Annotated in this window: 24 protein-coding genes; 11 read left to right on the forward strand and 13 right to left on the reverse strand. The window is 60.4% G+C overall.

The window, feature by feature from the left end; translation table 11 throughout:
- Positions 1–40 precede the first annotated feature (40 nt).
- Positions 41–493, forward strand: coding sequence for a MarR family winged helix-turn-helix transcriptional regulator (locus tag NTD80_RS02590; protein WP_065901707.1), 453 nt, complete (start codon positions 41–43; stop codon positions 491–493).
- Positions 494–668: 175 nt separating this feature from the next.
- Positions 669–1,088, forward strand: coding sequence for an organic hydroperoxide resistance protein (locus tag NTD80_RS02595; RefSeq protein WP_106804741.1), 420 nt, complete (start codon positions 669–671; stop codon positions 1,086–1,088).
- A 60-nt stretch (positions 1,089–1,148) separates the two neighbouring features.
- Here the strand turns inward: NTD80_RS02595 and NTD80_RS02600 are convergent, their stop codons facing one another.
- Both NTD80_RS02600 and earP read right to left on the reverse strand, forming a co-directional pair.
- Entirely contained in the window at positions 1,149–1,721 is a 573-nt protein-coding gene (locus NTD80_RS02600) for an elongation factor P (protein WP_003172723.1), read from the reverse strand.
- A gap of 49 nt (positions 1,722–1,770) precedes the next feature.
- On the reverse strand, positions 1,771–2,904 hold the full coding sequence (gene earP / locus NTD80_RS02605) for an elongation factor P maturation arginine rhamnosyltransferase EarP (protein WP_262132035.1): 1,134 nt from the start codon (positions 2,902–2,904) through the stop codon (positions 1,771–1,773).
- A 132-nt stretch (positions 2,905–3,036) separates the two neighbouring features.
- Between earP and NTD80_RS02610 the strand changes: the two genes are divergently transcribed.
- Both NTD80_RS02610 and NTD80_RS02615 read left to right on the forward strand, forming a co-directional pair.
- Positions 3,037–3,405, forward strand: coding sequence for a hypothetical protein (locus NTD80_RS02610; RefSeq protein ID WP_262132036.1), 369 nt, complete (start codon positions 3,037–3,039; stop codon positions 3,403–3,405).
- A gap of 12 nt (positions 3,406–3,417) precedes the next feature.
- The gene (locus NTD80_RS02615) at positions 3,418–3,900 is read left to right on the forward strand and encodes a transcription elongation factor GreAB (RefSeq protein WP_262132037.1); all 483 of its coding nucleotides are present in this window, start codon (positions 3,418–3,420) and stop codon (positions 3,898–3,900) included.
- 72 nt (positions 3,901–3,972) lie between these two features.
- On the opposite strand, the gene cysB is transcribed toward NTD80_RS02615, so the two are convergent.
- The 5 genes from cysB to NTD80_RS02640 form a co-directional block, all read right to left on the reverse strand.
- Positions 3,973–4,947, reverse strand: coding sequence for an HTH-type transcriptional regulator CysB (cysB, locus tag NTD80_RS02620; RefSeq protein ID WP_003189876.1), 975 nt, complete (start codon positions 4,945–4,947; stop codon positions 3,973–3,975).
- Between the two features lie 104 nt (positions 4,948–5,051).
- Positions 5,052–5,552 carry a universal stress protein gene (locus NTD80_RS02625; protein WP_262132039.1) on the reverse strand — a complete coding sequence of 167 codons (501 nt, stop codon included), beginning with the start codon at positions 5,550–5,552 and terminating at the stop codon, positions 5,052–5,054.
- Positions 5,553–5,622: 70 nt separating this feature from the next.
- Complete coding sequence (locus NTD80_RS02630; protein WP_201143802.1) at positions 5,623–6,528, reverse strand: 5'-nucleotidase; 906 nt, start codon at positions 6,526–6,528, stop codon at positions 5,623–5,625.
- A gap of 15 nt (positions 6,529–6,543) precedes the next feature.
- A complete protein-coding gene (locus NTD80_RS02635) occupies positions 6,544–7,497 on the reverse strand; it encodes a putative 2-dehydropantoate 2-reductase (RefSeq protein WP_065901720.1) in 954 nt (317 codons plus the stop codon).
- Entirely contained in the window at positions 7,494–7,880 is a 387-nt protein-coding gene (locus NTD80_RS02640) for a thioredoxin (protein ID WP_262132041.1), read from the reverse strand. The genes NTD80_RS02635 and NTD80_RS02640 overlap by 4 nt, the downstream gene beginning before the upstream one ends.
- Here NTD80_RS02640 and NTD80_RS02645 point away from each other — a divergent pair.
- Both NTD80_RS02645 and NTD80_RS02650 read left to right on the forward strand, forming a co-directional pair.
- A complete protein-coding gene (locus NTD80_RS02645) occupies positions 7,879–8,313 on the forward strand; it encodes a PilZ domain-containing protein (protein ID WP_106804747.1) in 435 nt (144 codons plus the stop codon). The genes NTD80_RS02640 and NTD80_RS02645 overlap by 2 nt on opposite strands.
- Before the next feature lie 131 nt (positions 8,314–8,444).
- Entirely contained in the window at positions 8,445–9,521 is a 1,077-nt protein-coding gene (locus tag NTD80_RS02650) for a 3-deoxy-7-phosphoheptulonate synthase (RefSeq protein ID WP_016975370.1), read from the forward strand.
- Between the two features lie 72 nt (positions 9,522–9,593).
- On the opposite strand, the gene NTD80_RS02655 is transcribed toward NTD80_RS02650, so the two are convergent.
- Entirely contained in the window at positions 9,594–9,875 is a 282-nt protein-coding gene (locus tag NTD80_RS02655; protein ID WP_003189869.1) for a GNAT family N-acetyltransferase, read from the reverse strand.
- A gap of 611 nt (positions 9,876–10,486) precedes the next feature.
- Between NTD80_RS02655 and oprI the strand changes: the two genes are divergently transcribed.
- Positions 10,487–10,738, forward strand: a complete 252-nt coding sequence (gene oprI / locus NTD80_RS02660) for an outer membrane lipoprotei OprI (protein WP_003172710.1) — start codon at positions 10,487–10,489, stop codon at positions 10,736–10,738.
- 136 nt (positions 10,739–10,874) lie between these two features.
- Here oprI and NTD80_RS02665 read toward each other — a convergent pair whose 3' ends face one another.
- From NTD80_RS02665 to NTD80_RS02675, 3 genes are all read right to left on the reverse strand, one after another.
- Positions 10,875–11,843 carry a L,D-transpeptidase family protein gene (locus tag NTD80_RS02665; protein WP_106804748.1) on the reverse strand — a complete coding sequence of 323 codons (969 nt, stop codon included), beginning with the start codon at positions 11,841–11,843 and terminating at the stop codon, positions 10,875–10,877.
- Between the two features lie 104 nt (positions 11,844–11,947).
- Complete coding sequence (locus tag NTD80_RS02670; protein ID WP_003172705.1) at positions 11,948–12,241, reverse strand: hypothetical protein; 294 nt, start codon at positions 12,239–12,241, stop codon at positions 11,948–11,950.
- Positions 12,242–12,299: 58 nt separating this feature from the next.
- Positions 12,300–12,905, reverse strand: a complete 606-nt coding sequence (locus NTD80_RS02675) for an arylesterase (protein ID WP_065901725.1) — start codon at positions 12,903–12,905, stop codon at positions 12,300–12,302.
- Between the two features lie 10 nt (positions 12,906–12,915).
- Here NTD80_RS02675 and NTD80_RS02680 point away from each other — a divergent pair, with 10 nt between their 5' ends.
- Positions 12,916–13,599 carry an ABC transporter ATP-binding protein gene (locus tag NTD80_RS02680; protein ID WP_065901727.1) on the forward strand — a complete coding sequence of 228 codons (684 nt, stop codon included), beginning with the start codon at positions 12,916–12,918 and terminating at the stop codon, positions 13,597–13,599.
- A complete protein-coding gene (locus tag NTD80_RS02685; RefSeq protein ID WP_262132045.1) occupies positions 13,599–16,109 on the forward strand; it encodes an ABC transporter permease in 2,511 nt (836 codons plus the stop codon). The genes NTD80_RS02680 and NTD80_RS02685 overlap by 1 nt, the downstream gene beginning before the upstream one ends.
- A gap of 45 nt (positions 16,110–16,154) precedes the next feature.
- Here NTD80_RS02685 and greB read toward each other — a convergent pair whose 3' ends face one another.
- Positions 16,155–16,628 carry a transcription elongation factor GreB gene (gene greB, locus NTD80_RS02690; protein WP_016972352.1) on the reverse strand — a complete coding sequence of 158 codons (474 nt, stop codon included), beginning with the start codon at positions 16,626–16,628 and terminating at the stop codon, positions 16,155–16,157.
- Positions 16,629–16,741: 113 nt separating this feature from the next.
- Positions 16,742–17,728 carry a hypothetical protein gene (locus NTD80_RS02695; RefSeq protein ID WP_262132046.1) on the reverse strand — a complete coding sequence of 329 codons (987 nt, stop codon included), beginning with the start codon at positions 17,726–17,728 and terminating at the stop codon, positions 16,742–16,744.
- Positions 17,729–17,950: 222 nt separating this feature from the next.
- On the opposite strand from NTD80_RS02695, the gene NTD80_RS02700 reads away from it, so the two are divergent.
- Both NTD80_RS02700 and NTD80_RS02705 read left to right on the forward strand, forming a co-directional pair.
- Positions 17,951–18,871 (forward strand): ABC transporter ATP-binding protein, encoded by a 921-nt coding sequence (locus NTD80_RS02700; RefSeq protein ID WP_262132047.1) that lies wholly within the window; start codon positions 17,951–17,953, stop codon positions 18,869–18,871.
- Positions 18,868–19,593 carry an ABC transporter permease gene (locus NTD80_RS02705; protein WP_262132048.1) on the forward strand — a complete coding sequence of 242 codons (726 nt, stop codon included), beginning with the start codon at positions 18,868–18,870 and terminating at the stop codon, positions 19,591–19,593. Before NTD80_RS02700 ends, NTD80_RS02705 begins: the two co-directional genes overlap by 4 nt.
- Positions 19,594–19,597: the final 4 nt, after the last annotated feature.

Raw genomic sequence — 19,597 nt, forward strand, 5'->3', positions numbered from 1 at the left:
GCTAGATTCCAGGCCAGATACGCTTTTTTGAGGCACCGCCATGAGCAAAAATCCTGATCCCTGCGAGTCCCTGATGCTGGATAACCAGCTGTGCTTCGCCCTGCACTCGACCTCGCTGCTGATGACCAAGGTCTACAAACCCCTGCTGCAAGCCCTCGGCCTGACCTACCCGCAGTACCTGGCCATGATGGTGCTGTGGGAAGAAGATGGCTTGACCGTCGGCGAAATCAGCAGCCGCCTGCTGACAGATCCAGGCTCGCTCACGCCCCTGCTCAAGCGCCTGGAGGCTGAAGGCCTGCTCAGCCGGACCCGTAGCCGCGAAGATGAACGGGTCGTCGTCGTCGAGTTGACCGCCGCCGGCCGTGCCCTGCAGGACAAGGCCATGGGCATTCCGCAGTGCATCCTGGGCGCCAGCGGTCTGGAGCTGGAACAGTTGCTCAAGCTGCAGGCTGACCTGATTGCCCTGCGCAGTCATTTGCAAGCCAGCGTCTAACCCCCCTTCCCCCTTGTAGGAGCCGGCTTGCCGGCAAGCCGGCTCCTAGCGTTTGTGCATCGAGGCGAAGATTTTTAAAATTTATCTTGCGCACTAAACATTAGCGCTATACATTCGCCTCACCAACTACTTAGCGCGCAAACATTTAGCGCTAAAAAACCAAGAGGACGACACCATGCAAACGCTCTATACCGCAGTAGCCACCGCCACCGGCGGCCGTGATGGTCGCGCTGTTTCCAGCGACAACATCCTCGACGTCAAACTCTCCACCCCCAAGGAATTGGGCGGTGCCGGTGGCCAGGCCACCAACCCTGAGCAACTGTTCGCCGCCGGCTACTCGGCCTGCTTCATCGGCGCACTGAAATTCGTCGCCAGCCAGACTAAACGCAAAATCCCGGATGACGCCTCGATCACTGCCCACGTCGGCATCGGCCAGATCCCCGGTGGTTTCGGCCTGGATATCGACCTGCACATCAGCCTGCCGGGCCTGGCCCAGGACGAGGCGCAAAGCCTGGTCGATGCCGCCCACCAGGTGTGCCCGTACTCCAACGCCACCCGTGGCAATGTCGAAGTACGCCTGCACGTTGCCGTCTGATAAACAGCCGCGCATAAAAAAACCCGACGCTAAGTCGGGTTTTTTGTTGGCGAGCCAGAATTACTTCTTGGCGCGGCCTTTGTACGAACCACCTTCGCGGGTGTCGATCTCGATCAGGTCGTCGATTTCGATGAAATCGGCTACTTGCAGTTCGGTACCGTTGCTCAGCTTGGCTGGCTTCATTACCTTGCCCGAAGTGTCGCCGCGAGCGGAACCTTCGGTGTAGGCAACCTTACGCACGATAGTGGTCGGCAGCTCTACGGAAACCAGGCGCTCTTCGAAGAAAATAGCTTCGCAGACGTCTTCCATGCCTTCTTCGATGAACGGCAGAACGGCTTCGATATCTTCAGCGTTCAGCTCGTACATGGTGTAGTCGGTGGTGTCCATGAACGTGTAGGTGTCGCCGCTGATGAAGGACAGGGTCGCTTCTTTGCGGTCGAGGATCACGTCGTCCAGTTTGTCATCGGCGCTGTAGACGATCTCGGTCTTGTAACCGGTCAGCAGGTTCTTCAGCTTGGTCTTCATGATTGCGCTGTTACGACCAGACTTGGTGAACTCAGCTTTCTGAACCAGCCAAGGGTCGTTTTCGAGACGGATCACTGTACCGGGTTTCAGTTCTTTACCAGTTTTCATTGCGTATATCCGAAATTTGGATGGGATTTACAAAAATCAAGGTCGCGTATCATATCCAACTTTCATAAAACTGTACCAGCGCCGTCGCAAGATCGGCCTGCAAGCCTTGTTCCAGACACCACGTCTGCGCATGCTGGTTCACCTCCGGCCAGTGCTCCAGCAGCATTTTCCACGCTTGTGCCATATCGCCATCAGTGTTCCAGGCCTGCCAGAGGGCGATCAATGCAGCGCTGGCAGCCGGTGATAAAGCCGCGGTGTACAGCGCGAGGAAGGCATCGAGCTTGTCGAGGTGGATGTCTTCGTCCTGCCGATAGATGTGCCACAACAGCGGCCGCCCGGCCCACTGGGCACGCACGAACGAGTCTTCGCCGCGCACAGCGTTGAAGTCGCAGCACCAGAGCAGGCGGTCATATTGCTCCTGGCGCACGAACGGCAGCACCTGCACGGTCAGGGCGTCGCGCTGATGCACGTCCCCTGCCACCAGGGCTTCCACGCCAAGCCAGCGCTGCACATCACCGAGGATGCGCCCCTCCGGGACCAACAGGTGCGTGGGCCGCTCGTCGCTCGACAACACATCCAGCCAACGGCCGAGCCCGGCATTTTCGTAGGCGAACAATGAAATCAGGCGTGCTCCCTCTGTCGCCAATACGCCCAGGGCCTGCAGGAACTGGCGCTGTGCAGCTGCGTCCTGCTGAAACGCCTGGCGCTGCTCCAGCAATCCAGCCTCGCGCAGCAGCCCACCGGTGCCCGGTCGGAAACCCGGGAAAAAGAAGTACTTCTGCACCCCCTTGAACTTCACTGACGGCAGGCGATGACAACCCACCACCCACTCTTCGGCGCTGAGGTAGTCCAGGTTCATCCACAAGGGCGCACGCGCGCCTGCGGCCATGGCTTCCATGTACTCGGGCGGCAACTGGCAGGCGAACGCGGCGATGACTACATCGGCGGAGGCCGTGTCCCGCCATTCGGTCGGCCAAAAGCGCACTTCCACGCCCTCTTGCCATTGCTCGTCCAGGTGCACATCGATTTCCGGGCACATGCGCTCGAAGGCCCGCAGGTCGTCGACCCACAAACGCACGGTACAGGCGTGCTCCACCACCAATTGCCGGGCCAGGCGCCAGGTCACGCCGATGTCGCCGTAGTTATCGACGACGCTGCAAAAAATATCCCAGCGGGCTCTCATTCCGGGCTCCTACGATCAAAGGCCCGATTGTCCGCATAAATGCCCTGATGCAGAAGGCTTGATCGCGATTATTCTGCACAGCGGCTGTGCGACAATCGCCGCCACGCCGCAATTGCCTGCCAGGAGGCCATCATGTCGGATCAATCGTTGTCGCTGCCCAAGCTTACGTTCGCCATCGCCCTGGGGGTGTGGCTGGGGTTTATCGCCATTGTGCTGACCAGTTGGCTGGCATCGCGCTACCTCTTCCCGCAAACCCTGGCGCCCGTGGCCCAAGCCGTCCAGCAACTGGGTAAACCGGCAGTGGTTGCGCCGGAGCCGCCGAACCGAATGTTCGAGCAGTATCAACAGAACCTGCAAAAGCAGGAGCAACAGCAGAGCCTGGATCAGGCCCGCACCAACGCGCGCAACCTGTCCAACCCCAAGTGCCAGTTCTGGCTGCAACAGGACCAGAACGCGCCCAATGAAAAGAGCCGGGCAAATGTCCTGCAATTTTGCGAATGATCAAGCACAGCCATGAATAAACACGCCGTCCACCAGCTTGTGCTGGAGAAGCTCAGCGTCGATCTCGACATTGCCCAACGCGCCGCGCAGACCGCCTACGAAACCGCGACCCACGAAGAAAACATCGCCGAAAACAAATACGACACCCTGGGCCTCGAGGCGTCCTACCTCGCGGCGGGCCAAGCCAAGCGGGTCGAGGAAATCAAGCAAGCGCTGACGCTGTGCCAGAGTATGCCGTTGCGTGCTTATGATGATCAGCGCGGTATAGAAATCGGCGCGCTACTCGGGCTGGAAGACGAGCACGGTCGCCAGCAGTGGCTGTTCCTGGCGCCGGACGCGGCGGGTTTGAAAGTGGATGTGGTCGGGCAACCGGTGACCGTCATCACCCCGCGCTCGCCGCTGGGCAAGAGCCTGCTGCACAAATTCGAAGGGGATGAGGTGGAGATTCTGGTGGCGGGCGCGCGGCAGCACTTTACGGTGACCGAGGCCAAATAAACGCCTGCAGGAACCAGCTTGGTGTGGCGAGGGAGCACGCTCCCTCGCCACACCAAGCCAGCCCGTGCAATGTCAGTGAACCGGCAATTCGACACCGTCGAACAGTTCTTCCAGTTCCTGCTTGTTGTGGCACTGGATCGCCTTGGCCATGACTTCACGGGTCAGGTGTGGCGCGAATTTTTCGATGAAGTCGCACATGAAGCCGCGCAGGAACGTGCCGCGACGGAAGCCGATCTTGGTCACGCTGGACTCGAACAACTCGCTGGCATCGAGTACCACCAGGTCTTTGTCGAGGTTGGTATCGACGGCCATCTTGGCCACGATGCCCACGCCCAGGCCCAGGCGCACGTAAGTCTTGATCACGTCGGCATCGGCGGCGGTGAACACCACTTTCGGCGTGAGGCCGCGATGGCTGAAAGCCTCGTCGAGCTTGGAACGGCCGGTGAAGCCAAACACGTAGGTCACGATCGGGTATTCGGCCAGGGCTTCCAGGGTCAGCTTCGGCAGCTTGGCCAACGGGTGACCTTGAGGCACGACCACGCAACGGTTCCAGCGGTAGCACGGCATCATCACCAGGTCACCGAACAGCTCCAGGGCTTCGGTGGCAATGGCGAAATCGACGGTGCCGTCAGCTGCCATTTCGGCGATCTGCATCGGCGAGCCCTGGTGCATGTGCAACGCGACGTCAGGGTATTGCTTGATGAAATCGCGGATCACCGGCGGCAAGGCATAACGCGCCTGGGTGTGGGTGGTAGCGATGGACAGGGTGCCCTTCTTCTCGTTGGAGAATTCCTGGGCGATCTGCTTGATGCTTTCGACTTTGCGCAGGATCTCGCCGGCGGTGGTGATGATGCGCTCACCCGCCGGGGTGACACGGGTCAGGTGCTTGCCGCTGCGCGCGAACACTTCGACGCCCAGCTCGTCTTCGAGCAGGCGGATCTGCTTGCTGATACCGGGTTGCGAGGTGTAGAGGCTTTGAGCGGTAGCGGAAACGTTGAGGTCGTGGTGCGCCACTTCCCAGATGTAGCGCAGTTGTTGAAGCTTCATATGTGTCCCTCAAAGCAAATAGACGCCACGGGTATCAGCGACGGTATATAACTATATTAAAGGTTTGACGGATAAATCTAGAACTTTTTATCGTTATTTACCCGTCACACGTCATCACTGCGTCGACGTTGTAACGAAGGCACCAGGTAAACCGGCACGGTAGACAGCTGCAACACCCGAGCTGCGGTACGCCCCAGCGGAGTGGCAGCCGAAGTAGCGTGGCTGTGGCTGCCGACGATCAGCAGGTCTACGGAGAGTTTGCGCAATTGATCGAGTATGACCTCGCACGGATCCCCCTGGATCACCCGTACCGAGTGAATCACCTTCAGGTCCTGCTCCCCTTCCCCCAACTCCTCGCGAAAACTGTCCAGCACCCGCTGCTCGATCGTCGCCATCACCGTGGTCAGCCCCTGGCTCTGCCATTCACTCAGGGCCTTCTCATCAAGGTAGCTCTGCAACACCGATTCGGCGAACAACCCGATCGGCTCGACCACGTGGATCACGTACAGATCTGCCTTGAACGTCCGCGCCAGCGCCAACGCATGCTGCATCACATAAGGCGCGTACAGACCAAGGTCCGTGGCAAAGAGCATCGAGCGAATCATAGAACCTCCTGGACTGCCAGGACGGCGGAGATTGAATCAGCTTAGCAGCGCCCGGACGACTTGGATTGACTTAGCTCTTCACTTCATTACTGATGCCATGGGGCACATGCCCGGTGGCCACCACCTCCCTGGCTTTCTCGCAATGACCGGCCTGGTCATCGAAAAAAACATCGGCGGCGAACGCTTCCAGGAACGCGGATTTTTCCAGCCCACCCAGGAACAGCGACTCGTCCAGGCGAATATCCCACTCGCGCAAAGTACGGATCACCCGCTCATGGGACGGCGCCGAACGCGCAGTGACCAACGCGGTGCGAATCGGACAGTCCTCGTCCGCAAACTCGCGCTGCAACAGGTTCAGCGCGGCCAGGAATCCCTTGAACGGACCGCCATGCAACGGCTGGCGCGCCGACTCGCGCTCGCTGGCCTGGAACGCTTCCAACCCGCCGGACTGGTACACCCGCTCCGACTCATCGGAGAACAACACCGCGTCGCCGTCAAAGGCAATCCGCAATTCCTCACTGGAGGCACGGCGTGGACCGCCGGACAAAATCGTCGCTGCCGCAAACCCCGCATCGAGGGCACTGCGTACATCCTCAGCATGGGTGGAAAGAAACAGATGGCAACCGAACGCTGCCAAATAAGGATAAGGACTACGCCCTCCGACGAAGGCGGCGCGGGAAATATCCAGGCCGTAATGCTGGATGGAATTGAACACACGCAAGCCGGTGTCGGCACTGTTGCGCGACACCAGCACCACCTCGACCCGGGCACGGCCAAGGCTGGCATTCAGGCTCAGCAGCTTCTTGACCAGCGGGAAGGCATCGCCCGGCTCGAGGATTTCTTCCTCGTGTTCGATCTGGTACTGGCGGTAGGTCTCGACCCCCTCGGCCAGATAGACCTTGTGGCTTTCACTCAAGTCGAAGAGTGCCCGCGAGGAAATCGCCAGCACCAACTTGTCACCCAAACCCTTGGCCATGATGTGTTTCCTCACTCAGCGGTTATGCCGATCAATAAAACTCAAGGCCTGATACAGCGCCTGCATCCGTGGCAATTCGCAACCTGCGGCTTTGGCCGCGGCGAGTGGCCGCGCATAGATCGCCGCCAGTTCCAGCGGGCGTTTATGCACGTGGTCGTGATACATGCTCGGCAGGTAGTCGTCCATGGTTTCAGTCATGGCGAACATCTGCTCGGCGTAACTGGCGGGGATTTCATGCCCGCAAGCATGGGCGCCCTGCACCACTTCGGCCATCAATGCCTGGATCAACTCGCGGCTGGATTCGTCCGCCATCATCGCCGTGGTGCCGGTCCCCAGCAGGACGGACAGGCCGTTGTAGGGCACGTTCCACACCAACTTGTGCCAGCGCGCCTGATGCACATTGGCCATGGCCTGGGAGTCGATGCCGGCCTGGTGGAACAACGCGGCGCCGGCTTCGACAATCGCCTGCCGACGGGCGTCGTCGTTGGCCGCGGTGCCACTGTGATACCCCAGGTTGACCCGCCCCAGCGCCTGATGCTCGACCACGCCAGGCGCGGAGCGGTGTACGCCGATGTAGCAGAGCCCACCCAGCAGATGCAGCGACGCCGGCAAGTGTTCACGCAGGCTGTCTTCCACATCCAGGCCGTTTTGCAGCAACACCACCTTGGCATCCGGCGCCGCGACCTGGGCGATAGTCGGGGCCAGCTCAACGTTACCCGTGGACTTGGTGCCCACCAGCAGCCAGTCGCACGGCGGCATGTCGGCAGCCCGTGCGTAGGCCTGCACCGGATGCAGGTGCAAGTGACCATGCACGCTGCTGTTCAGGTGCAAGCCATGCTCACTGACCGCCGCGTATTCGCTGCGCAACAGGAAGTGCACATCGAAGCCGGCGCGCGCCAGCATCAGGCCGTAGAAACCACCGATGGCGCCGGTGCCAATAATGCCAATGCGGGGCGACTGTGCTGTCATGGCAGATCCTCTGGAGTACGGGTAAGCGCTTGATTGATCGCGTCGGTAAGGTCAGTGAGTGTAAGACGTGTCTGTAACTGCCCGAGGAATTGACCCTCGCACACCACGAACAACGCGGGCAAATGAAAGATCTGGTAGCGTTCGACCGCGCCGCCGTTGTGCCCGGCATCCACCCAGCACACGCGGTCAATCGGCAGGGACCAGCCCGGTAGCTGCTGGCGCGCCCAACGGCAACTCGAACACCCGATGCTGGTGAACACCACCAGCGAAATACCTGGCAATCCCAGCAATTGCTGGTCAATATCCAGGTCGGTCAATTCCAGTTCCTTCACTATACTGCTGCCACCGCCGTCAACTGGACGGTGCTCGGAGTCCGTGTACATGGGTCGTTTTTTACCTCACCCTGATGATGTCGCTGTCGAGTTAATCCAACGTCCCTCTCCTGCCCTCCCCCGCCAGCGCCTGCACACGGTCGGCCTGGGCGGCATCGCCTGCCATTGGCCACGCGCCTGGCGCCAGGGCACAGCCGTTGACCTGCACATCCCGTCCCTGGGCGCCAACGCCCGGTATCCGGGGTATGTAGCCTGGTGCCGCAAGGTCGAAAACGGCTATCGCATCGGCATCTCGTTTACCGATGAGCATGCGTTGTTCGGCGCGCGCATGGGCGAACAAGCATGCCGGATGGAGCGCTACTGCCGCCAGCACGAAGATGCCGAACCGACACCTGCACAACTCGAAGCCCTGGCCCGCGAGTGGGTGGCGCGCCATGCCAGCGAGTTCTCCCATGAGGCATTTGTGCGGCCAGCACGGGATTAAAGCGGGCTTTGCCCATTGTCGCGGGCCCGTGTTACGCGCTAAGGTTCCTCCCCCCTGTATTCAAAATCATGCTGTGCCCGCCGCACGGGGATGGCTGGCGGCCGGCACCCGTGACCCTGGCGAGTAACACGATGGCTGATTTACCGATCAATGACCTTAACGTCGAATCCAACGAGACGCTGATCACACCCGATCAGCTCAAGCGCGAAATCCCCCTGAGCGACGCTGCCCTGCAGACCGTCACCAAGGGCCGCGAAGTCATCCGTGACATTCTCGACGGCACCGACCACCGCCTCTTCGTGGTGATCGGGCCCTGCTCGATCCACGACCTCAAGGCTGCCCACGAGTACGCCGAGCGCCTCAAGGTGTTGGCAGCGGAAGTGTCCGACACCTTGTACCTGGTGATGCGCGTCTATTTCGAGAAACCACGGACCACCGTGGGCTGGAAAGGCTTGATCAACGACCCGTACCTGGACGACTCGTTCAAGATCCAGGACGGCTTGCACATCGGTCGCCAGCTGCTGCTGGACCTGGCGGAAATGGGCCTGCCCACCGCCACCGAAGCCCTCGACCCGATCTCCCCGCAGTACCTGCAGGACCTGATCAGCTGGTCGGCCATCGGCGCCCGCACCACCGAATCCCAGACCCACCGCGAAATGGCGTCCGGCCTGTCGTCGGCTGTCGGATTCAAGAACGGCACCGACGGCGGCCTGACCGTGGCGATCAACGCGCTGCAATCGGTCTCCAGCCCTCACCGCTTCCTGGGCATCAACCAGGAAGGCGGCGTCTCCATCGTCACCACCAAGGGCAACGCCTACGGTCACGTGGTGTTGCGCGGTGGCAACGGCAAGCCCAACTATGACTCGGTCAGCGTCGCGCTATGCGAGCAGGCCCTGAACAAGGCCAAGATCAAGCCGAACATCATGGTCGACTGCAGCCACGCCAACTCCAACAAGGATCCGGCCCTGCAGCCGCTGGTCATGGAAAACGTCGCCAACCAGATCCTCGAAGGCAACCAGTCGATTATCGGCCTGATGGTCGAGAGTCACCTGAACTGGGGCTGCCAGGCGATTCCAAAGGACCTCGCCGACTTGCAGTACGGCGTGTCGATCACCGATGCCTGCATCGACTGGGCTGCTACCGAGAACACCCTGCGCAGCATGCACGCCAAGCTCAAGGACGTCTTGCCCAAGCGCAAACGCACCTGACAGCGCGGTTGAATCGAGCGCACACAAAAACGCCGGGCTAAGCCCGGCGTTTTTCATGCTGCAGCGTGTGGCTTACAGCTTCGCGGCATGGCGCTGGTGGCGCTCCATGTAGCGTTCGACATAGGAGCAGGACGGGATCACCGTGTAGCCGGCCTCTTCGGCGAACTTCAGCGCTTCTTCGGTCAATGCCGCCGCAATGCCACGGCCGCGCAGCGCGTTGGGCACGAAGGTCCGATAGATGTCCAGGGTCTGCTTCCCGAGGTCCATATAGGTCAGATAGGCACGATGACCGTCCACATTGGTCTCGAACTGATGACCAGCCTGGTCATGGTGGATGGACAACGCCTCGCTCATCACTACTCCTCGCGGGTCTAAGATTGCGACCCCTACCTTACCGATGTTTTTCCGGCGAAGGAACATCTACGCCACCCCGTGCCGGTTTCGACAACGAGAAAACCTTTAGCGCTCACAACCAGCACGTAGAGAATAGTAGGCACCAATCCTGCCATTGCTCAAGCCGCACTCGTCATCCTTGCCATGGGTGGATATAGAAAGGGCCTCGATCAACCGGTGACCGATAGCCTGAACATTTGCCGGCCGTTGAACCTTGAGACGAACTGCCGCTCTTAAAGTCACTCTACATGCGTAAAAGATGCCAGGCGTGGTAAAGGCAAGCAGCGCGAAAGTGTCGGCCTCGATATATAAATTTTCATCTGTTTACAAGGCTTAACACATGCGGGCCGGCCCTTTCAGCCTGGATCCAATTTTCGCCCGACTGCAAAAAATTGGACGGTTTTTATACAAACCTCCAAAAGATTAGCCAAAATAGATTCGGCACAAGAATTTTTTTTGCTTCTTGCGCTACGTCAGTTTACTTACTACAAGTAATGAGTAGTATGTACGCCGGCTATGAACTCACTCTGAGGAAATAGCCATTTAATAGAAAGTCCTTGAAGGGGAACACGATGAACAACGTTCTGAAATTCTCTGCTCTGGCTCTGGCCGCAGTTCTGGCTACCGGTTGCAGCAGCGTCTCCAAAGAAACCGAAGCTCGTCTGACTGCAACTGAAGACGCAGCAGCTCGCTCCCAGGCTCGTGCAGACGAAGCCTACCGTAAAGCTGATGAAGCTCTGGCTGCTGCTCAAAAAGCACAACAGACTGCTGACGAAGCTAACGAGCGCGCTCTGCGCATGCTTGAAAAAGCAAGCCGCAAGTAATAATCCCTCGGGGTTGTTATCAAGCCGATCCATTCTTGGGTCGGCTTTTTTATTGCCCGCGATTCGTGCCTCGATTGCCGCGCAATAAAAAGCCCGCCGCAGCGCAAGGCCGTGGCGGGCTCAGGGTCGAGCAGGCTTATTGCTGCAGATCGATCGGCGCGCTGGACGCTATCGGCGCTGCACCCGGCACGCCGATTTCGGTGGGCAGGCCGTCTTCGGCCGCGACCACATCACGCACCTGATCCCAGTTCACCCGCAGGTTATTGGCCAGGTCTTCACGCTTGAGCAAGGCGTTGATGACCGCCGTGTGCTTGTCGACCACCGAAGGCGTGCCGTCGTCGTTCAGCGGCGTATGCGCCTCGAGGTAGACCTTGCCGCCGCTGCTGCCGAACTTGTAGGCATCGTTGATGATGCGCACCGAGGTACCCACCGGCACCATGCTGGCCATCTCCAGCACGTTGTTGTTGAACATGCGGAAGCACCCGTGGCTTGTACGCGTGCCGATACCAAATTTCATGTTCGAACCGTGGATCAGGTAGCCCGGGGTGCCCAGGGTGAACTTGAACGGCCCCAAAGGATTGTCCGGACCCGCCGGCACCACGTTGGGCAGCGGATCGCCATTGGCGGCGTGCTCGGCCTTGATCGAGGCGGGCGGGGTCCAGGTCGGGTTGGGGATCTTGCCGGTAATCGTGGTGTGGGCGACCGGCGAGCCCCAGCCCTCACGACCGATCCCCAGCGGGAAGGTGTAGACCACGTCCTGGCCCTTGGGGAAGTAATAGAGCCGGTACTCCGCCAGGTTGATCACGATGCCTTCCCGAGGACCGGGCGGCAGGATGAAACGCGTCGGCAGCACGATGTCAGTGCCCGCCCCCGGCAACCAGGCATCCACGCCCGGGTTGGCCGCGACCATCTCCGAATAGCCAAGATCATAGGTCGTGCCCAGGTCGGCAAAGGTGTCTTCGTACTTGGCCTTGATCACCTGGACCTGACCGACGATGTCCTCGCCCGGCGGAGGCAGGGGCAACTGCAAGGCTGACGCAGAACCGGCCGCACAAAGCGCAGCAAGAGACAGGCAGCAGGTGACGACGGAAAGGCGCGACAACATCCGGAAAATCCTTCGCAGAACGACGGGTAGGTTAAAAGCGAGCTGCAAGCTACAAGCTTTCAGCCGCTAGCTTACAGCTTATAGCGTGAAGCTTGCAGCTGCATCTAGAGCTCGAAACGCAGCTCCGGCCAGATTGGCGGCGTGCCGCGCTTCTGGGACTCCAGAATTGCCCGGCACAACGGGCACAGGCGCTGGTCCTGGAAAATCGAACGATCGACCAGCGACCACCGCGGTTGCGCCGGCAGTAACGTACCGCACAGGGTACGATCGATGGAGCCGCCCAGTTCCAATTGCCGCGTGACCAGATGCACCCGCACTTCCTGGCAGGCGAACAGATCCAGCTGCTCGTCCGGCTCGATCAGTTGGTAGTTAAACAGGGACCAGGCAGGACGCGACATCAAGGGCTCCAAATCGGGGGGGCGCCACCTTAGCCGAAAGCCTGCCGGTAGAAAAGCGTCAAAGCAGCGGTTTTAGCGTCGGCCAGACATTTTCCAGCAACTTGCCCTGGGCGCCGACCGCCGGGTGCAGTTGATCCGCCTGCATCAGCTCGGGATGACCACCGACGCCCTCGAGGAAAAACGGCACCAGCGGGACGTTTTTTTCCTTCGCCAGCGCCCCATACACTTCAGCAAATGCCGTGGTGTAGCGCGGGCCGTAGTTGGGTGGCAACTGCATGCCCAGCAACAGCACCTTCGCGCCGCCGGCCTTGGACTGATCGATCATCGACGCAAGATTTTGTTTCAATTGCGCAGGCGGTTGGCCGCGCAGGCCGTCATTGCCACCAAGCTCGATCACCACGACATCCGGCTTATGCTCTGCAAGCGCCGCCGGCAGCCGCGCCAAGCCTCCGGCACTGGTGTCGCCGCTGATGGAAGCGTTGACCACTTTATCGTCGAAACCTTCCTTCTTGAGCCGTTGTCCCAGCAACGCTACCCACCCTTTGCTGGTATCCAGGCCGAAACCGGCACTGATACTATCGCCAACGATCAGGACTGTACCCGCCGCTGCGTTCTGGGCCATGCACATCAAGGCCAGGCCAGCACTCAAAAACCACATTCGCATCGGATTCTCCATGGGCGCAAGCATTCTCACCGCGCGGAACCTTAGCAAAGTGGTTCCCAGCGCGGAAGGTGAACTGACTATCCTGCACGAACTGAGCCTGGAACTGAACAAGGGCGATAGCCTGGCTATCGTCGGTGCTTCCGGCTCCGGTAAATCCACCCTCCTGGGCCTGCTGGCCGGCCTTGACCTGCCCAGCAGCGGCGAAGTCACGCTCGCCGGGCAAGCCCTCAGCACCCTCGACGAAGACCAGCGTGCGCGCATCCGCGCCGAGCACGTGGGCTTCGTGTTCCAGTCCTTCCAGTTGCTCGACAGCCTCAACGCCCTGGAAAACGTCATGCTGCCGCTGGAGCTGGACGGCCGCAAAGACGCCCGCGAGCGCGCCACCCATTTGCTGGAGCGAGTCGGCCTGGGCCAACGCCTGACCCACTCGCCGCGCCAGTTGTCCGGCGGTGAACAGCAACGAGTGGCGATCGCCCGCGCGTTCGCTGCCGAACCGGACGTGCTGTTTGCCGATGAACCCACCGGGAACCTCGACAGCCACACCGGCGAGCGCATCAGCGACCTGCTGTTCGAGCTCAACAAAGAAAGCGGCACGACCCTGGTGCTGGTCACCCACGACGAGCGCCTGGCCCACCGTTGCCGACGCCTGATCCGCCTTGAAGCCGGCCTGATGGTCGCGCCCCTGGAGCCTTGATGGCACGTTTGCCGCTGTTGCGCCTGTTCAGCCTTGCCATGCGCCAATTGCTGCGCGATGCCCGCGCCGGCGAATTGCGCGTGTTGTTCTTCGCCCTGCTGGTGGCGGTAGCTGCCAGCACTGCCATTGGCTACTTCGGTGCCCGCCTCAATGGCGCCATGATGCTGCGCGCCACCGAGTTCCTCGGCGCCGACCTGGTACTTGAAGGCAGCTCGCCGGCGCGGCCCGAACAAATCCGGTCGGGGACCGAGCTGGGCCTGGATCACGCCCGGGTGGTCGAATTCTCCAGCGTGATTGCCACCGACAACGGCATCCAGCTCTCCAGCATCAAGGCCGTCAACGAGCAGTACCCGCTGCGCGGTGAGCTGAAAAGCGCGGCTGCGCCGTTTGGCGATGAAACCCCGGGAGGTGGCCCGAAGCCCGGTGAAGCCTGGGTGGAGGCGCGGCTGCTGACTGCACTCGACCTCAAGGTCGGCGACAGTATCGATGTCGGCATGAAGACCCTGCGCCTGGCCCGCATCCTCACCTACGAACCCGACCGCGCCGGTAACTTCTACAGCCTCACGCCCCGGGTGATGATCAACCTGGCGGACCTGGATGCCACCGGTGTGGTCCAGCCCGGCAGCCGCGTCAGCTACCGCGAACTGTGGCGCGGGCCACAAGGCAGCACAGCGCTGCAAACCTATCGCGACCTGGTCAAGCCCGGCCTCGCCGCCAACCAGCGCCTGCAGGACTCGCGAGACGGCAACCAGCAGATTGGCGGCGCCCTGGGCAAGGCCGAGCGCTACCTGAACATGGCAAGCCTGGTGGCAGTGCTGCTGGCCGGCGTCGCCGTGGCCTTGTCGGCCAACCGTTTCGCCACCCGCCGCTTCGACGCCAGTGCATTGTTACGCTGCCTGGGGTTATCGCGCCGTGAAGCGATGTTGCTGTTCAGCCTGCAATTGAGCGTACTGGGCCTGCTGGCGAGCCTGACCGGCGCCCTGCTCGGCTGGCTCGCGCAGTTTGGCCTGTTCTACTTCCTGCACGATCTGCTGCCGGCGGACGTACCGCCTGGCGGCCTGCTGCCGGCCATCGCCGGGATCGGCACCGGGCTGGTCGCCCTCGCCGGCTTCGCCCTGCCGCCACTGGCGGCATTGGGTCGGGTGCCGCCGCTGCGGGTACTGCGTCGCGACCTGCTGCCGATTCCTTCCAGCACCTGGATGGTCTACGGCGCAGCCCTGTTCGCCCTGGGCCTGATCATGTGGCGCCTGAGCCTCGACCTGGTGCTGACCTTCGCCCTGCTCGGCGGTGGCGTGGTGGCAGCGCTGGTACTCGGTGGCCTGCTCCTGTTGCTGTTGCAAAGCCTGCGACGCCTGCTGGCTCGCGCCTCCCTGCCCTGGCGCCTGGGCCTGGGACAATTGCTGCGTCACCCGCTGGCGGCGGCTGGCCAGTCCCTGGCCTTTGGCCTGATCCTGCTGTCGATGGGCTTGATTGCCCTGCTGCGCGGCGAGTTGCTCGACACCTGGCAAAACCAGTTGCCCAAGGATGCGCCCAACTATTTCGCCCTCAACATCCTGCCGGCCGACAAAGACGCGTTCGGCGCTCGCCTGCTGGTGCTGCAGGCGCAGTCAGCACCGCTGTACCCCGTGGTGCCGGGCCGGCTGATCAGCATCAACGGCGAACCGGTGCAGGAGATTGTCAGCAAGGACTCCAGCGGCGACCGCGCGGTGCAACGTGACTTGAGCCTCACCTGGGCCGCCGACCTGCCACCGGGCAACGCCCTGACAGCGGGCACCTGGTGGTCGCAGCAACCCACCGATGAAATCCCCGGGGTCTCGGTAGAAGCCAAGGTCGCGGAAAGCCTCAAGCTCAAACTCAACGACCACCTGGTGTTTACCGTGGGCGGGGAAAACCGTGAAGCGCGGGTCACCAGCCTGCGCACCATCAACTGGGACAACTTCCAGCCGAACTTCTTCATGATTTTCCAGCCAGGCACGCTGAAGGATCTGCCCGCTACCTACTTGACCAGCTTTTACCTGGCGCCTGGGCACGACCAGCAGATTGTTGATCTGTCGCGTGCCTTCCCGGCCGTGACCATCCTGCAGGTCGAGGCACTGCTGGAGCAGTTGCGCAGCATCCTGGCGCAGGTGACCCTGGCGGTGGAGTACGTGCTGCTGTTTGTGCTGGCGGCCGGAATGGCGGTGTTGTTCTCCGGCCTGCAGGCCACCCTTGATGAGCGGATTCGCCAAGGTGCACTGCTGCGCGCCCTGGGCGCCGAGCGCAAGCTGCTGGTCAAGGCCAGGCGCATCGAGTTCGGCTTGCTGGGTGCCGTCAGCGGGTTGCTGGCGGCGCTGGGAACCGAGCTGGTGACCTGGGTGCTGTACCGCTATGCCTTTGACCTGGCCTGGCACCCGCACCCGTGGTTGTTGGTGCTGCCGGTGATCGGTGCGGTGTTGATCGGCGGGGCCGGGGTCTTCGGTACGCGCCGCGCACTGAATGCCAGCCCTCTGACCGTATTGCGCGAAGGCTGAAAACACAATGGCCCGCGTCCTTCAAGGGACGCGGGCCAACGGCGCTCACTTCACATACTCGATCCCGGTGATCCACCAGCACACTTCGCCGCCGGGCGTCTGCACGATGGCCTCATCATCGACTTCCTTGCGCAACAACGCGCGGGCCATCGGTGAGTCGATGGAGATATAGTCCATCCGGTCATAAATCTCGTCATAGCCGACAATCCGAAAACGCTTGGTCTCGCCCTGCTCGTTTTCGATATCGACCCAGGCGCCGAAAAACACCTTCCCTTCCTGCTCGGGCATGTACTCCACCACGCGCATGTCTTCCAGGCGCTTGCGCAGGTAACGGACCCGACGATCGATCTCGCGCAGCAATTTCTTGTTGTACTGGTAGTCGGCGTTTTCGCTGCGGTCGCCCAGCGAGGCAGCCCATGTCACTTTGCGCGTGGTGTCCGGGCGCTTTTCGCGCCACAGGTAGTCCAGCTCTTTCTTCAGCGCTTCATGACCTTCTTTGGTAATCAGCTTGGTACTCAAACGCATGCATCCCCAGGCAATGTCCATAGGTGCCGATCGGCCAGGCAATCATGCCCTGGCGTCGGCTGGCTGGCGTTGATGATAAATGAACCCGGGAAAGTAGCCAGGCCGGTCTAGCCATCCAGGACCTGGTCCAGGTCCAGCAGCATCGCGCGCAAGCTTTGCCGCAGGTTCGACACCTGAGACGTCATGACCTTCAGCGCTTCGGTTCTCTGGCTGACCGCCAGCGACTGGTCATGCAACTGGGCAATGCGCTGCTCCAGCTCTCGAGCCCTCTCATCGGACTGGCTTTGTTCCTGCTGCAGTCGAGCCTGCCATTGATCAAGCGCCGCCTGCTGTTCGATGACGGCGAGCTTTTGTTGGGTCAACTCCTGTGCGACACGCGCCAGGTTGGTCAGTGTACTGTCCACCTCGAACATGGCGTTTTGGTCCATGGCCGCGGGCAATCCAGGTTGCCCCCGCGGCTCCGGCGCGGGCGGTATCACAGGTGCAGCCTGCACGCGGTTTGCCGGCATTTCGATCGCCACCGGGCGCGGCTCTTCGACAGGCTGTTCATGCTCAGGTACACCGGCAGGGTCGGCCGTGATCGCTGCCCTGGGGGACGAGCTTAATTTCGATGAAAAGCGAATGGAGGGCACGATCAATGACGCGCTTTCGATTGCCGGCAACGCGGGCGCGGAAATGCCCAAGGTAATCACCTTCATCACCAGCGCTTTCTTGATGATCACCGAGTGGTGATCCTCGGGCCTGGCAGGCGGCAGCTTGCAACCTTTCAAATCGACAAAATGATAGGGCAACTGGGTTTCCGTGACGCCAGCGGCTTTTGCACCCGACGCGGCCAACGTCAGAATTTGCTTAAACACATGCATGGCAACTTGCAAGTCGTCCCTGGACTCGACACCACCGAGAAAATACCGTTCGGCTTTTTTACGCAACGCCGCGATGTAAACCCTGGAACTCCCCGGTTCAACTTCTTCATCGAGGCTGTAAACGAGGAAGTTGGAGGCAATCTGACCAACAGCAAACCCACAGAGCAGTGCGCCGTTGACCGGTGCATCCTGACCATCGCGTTCAAGAACTAGGGTACGTAGCAGCATCATGATTATCAGTCCTCGTTACACAGCGCAGAACGTCTATACAAACATCCAATAAACATTCGAAATTTAAAAGTCAACACACACTCCAATTGTTTCAGCGATGTACCGGGCACACACGTAGGACTTCTCTTATTAATGCTGATCGTCGTTCCCAAAAGCGATGATTATCCGTACCCTTTTTAAAATCTACCCCTTAACGTCATACCAAACTTATTCGGTAAACACATGATCGAAATAAGCAACGTGACAAAATACATCGACAAGAAAAACATTATCAGTGATCTCTCATTCAGCGCCAATCAACACGAATGCCTGGGGCTTTTTGGAGAAGACCCTGCTGCTAAAACGCTACTATTGAATATACTTTCCGGTACAACTTCGCCTTCCAGTGGCCATGTCACTGTCCAGGGTATCAACCCGCAAGTTCTCAAGATAAAGAAAGCGATCGGCTATCAACTGGACCGGGATCTCGGTCATCCAACGATGTCGGCAAACGCGTTCCTGCATTTCATTGCCAGCATTCGTGGTTTCCACGGCGCAGAAAAACGCGCGCGCGTGGAACACGCCGCCATGCGACTGGAGTTATGGCCCATTCTCAACGCGCCCCTCGACACACTTTGTACTGGATGGAAACGTAAAGTCGCGATTGCCCAAGCCATCCTGCATGGGCCGGCCTTGTTGTTACTGGATGAACCGACCGAAGGGCTGGCACCCGATCAAAAACACACCTTCAGGGCGCTTATCAGGTCGTTGACGCAGGAGATGACGGTGATCATCGCGTCCCGGCACTGCGATGAGTTGTCCGAACTCTGCACACGGGCGCTGGTGCTTGCGGGCGGGCGTCTGGTGGCCGATACGCCACTGCCTGATCTGCAACGCGATTCCCGTCATTTCCAGGCAGTTACCCTGACCGCGCACGCGCCTCTGGACCTGCTGGCGCTCGCCGTCCTGCCAGGCGTGGCGGGCATCGAAGAGCATCGCCATGCCCCCGGCACGGTGACCGTGCTGGCCATGCCGGGACATAACATCTCCTCACACATTCACACACTCATCGCCAGTCGTCGGTGGCAAATCAGCTCGCTGCACCAGGAGTCAGGCCGCCTGAACGATGTGGTCCACCACCTGAGCCGAGAGGCCACTCTTTGAAATTGCTGCCCGTCATTTTCAAGCGCCAACTCGCCAGTTATGCCTGCACACCAGGCACCTACCTGAGCGTGGCGATTTTTTTAGTACTGTCCGTGGCCTTGGGTTTTCACCTCAGCCCGTGGCTGGAGCAAGACAGCAGCACGTTGCAGGTTTTTTTCCAACTGCATCCCTGGCTTTACTTACTCTTGATCCCCGCCCTGGCGGCGCAACTCTGGTCGGATGAAGCGAATGCCGGTTTTCTCGAGTTGATGAAGACATTACCCGTCACGCCCTTTGAGTGGGTGATCGGCAAGTTCCTGGCTGCCTGGGTTGTAGTCGGCGTGGCTCTGCTGTTGACGTTTCCCCTGGTCATCATCGCCAATTATCTGGGCAGGGCGGACAACGCCGTTATAGCCTCGCAATTTTTGGCGAGTTGGCTGCTGGCGGGCAGTTATCTATCTGTCGGTTGTTTCATCTTCACTTGCGTCCGTCAGCGTACCGTCGTCGTCATACTGACGATGGGCTTACTGCTCACCGTCAGTGGACTTTCATCTTTACTCGATGCACTGGAACATCAAGCGCCCATTTGGTTTATCGACAGTTTGAGTTCCCTCAATCCGCTGTCAAGATTCAGCAGCCTGGACGATGGAAAATTTGCACTTCGCGACATTCTTTACTTCATCAGCATGATCCTGGCCTTCCTCACTGCGGCGACCATCACCCTTAATTACAAGCATCGCTGAGAAG

Origin of the sequence: Pseudomonas sp. 13B_2.1_Bac1 (assembly GCF_025466155.1) — a bacterium.
Taxonomy (GTDB): domain Bacteria; phylum Pseudomonadota; class Gammaproteobacteria; order Pseudomonadales; family Pseudomonadaceae; genus Aquipseudomonas; species Aquipseudomonas aylmerensis.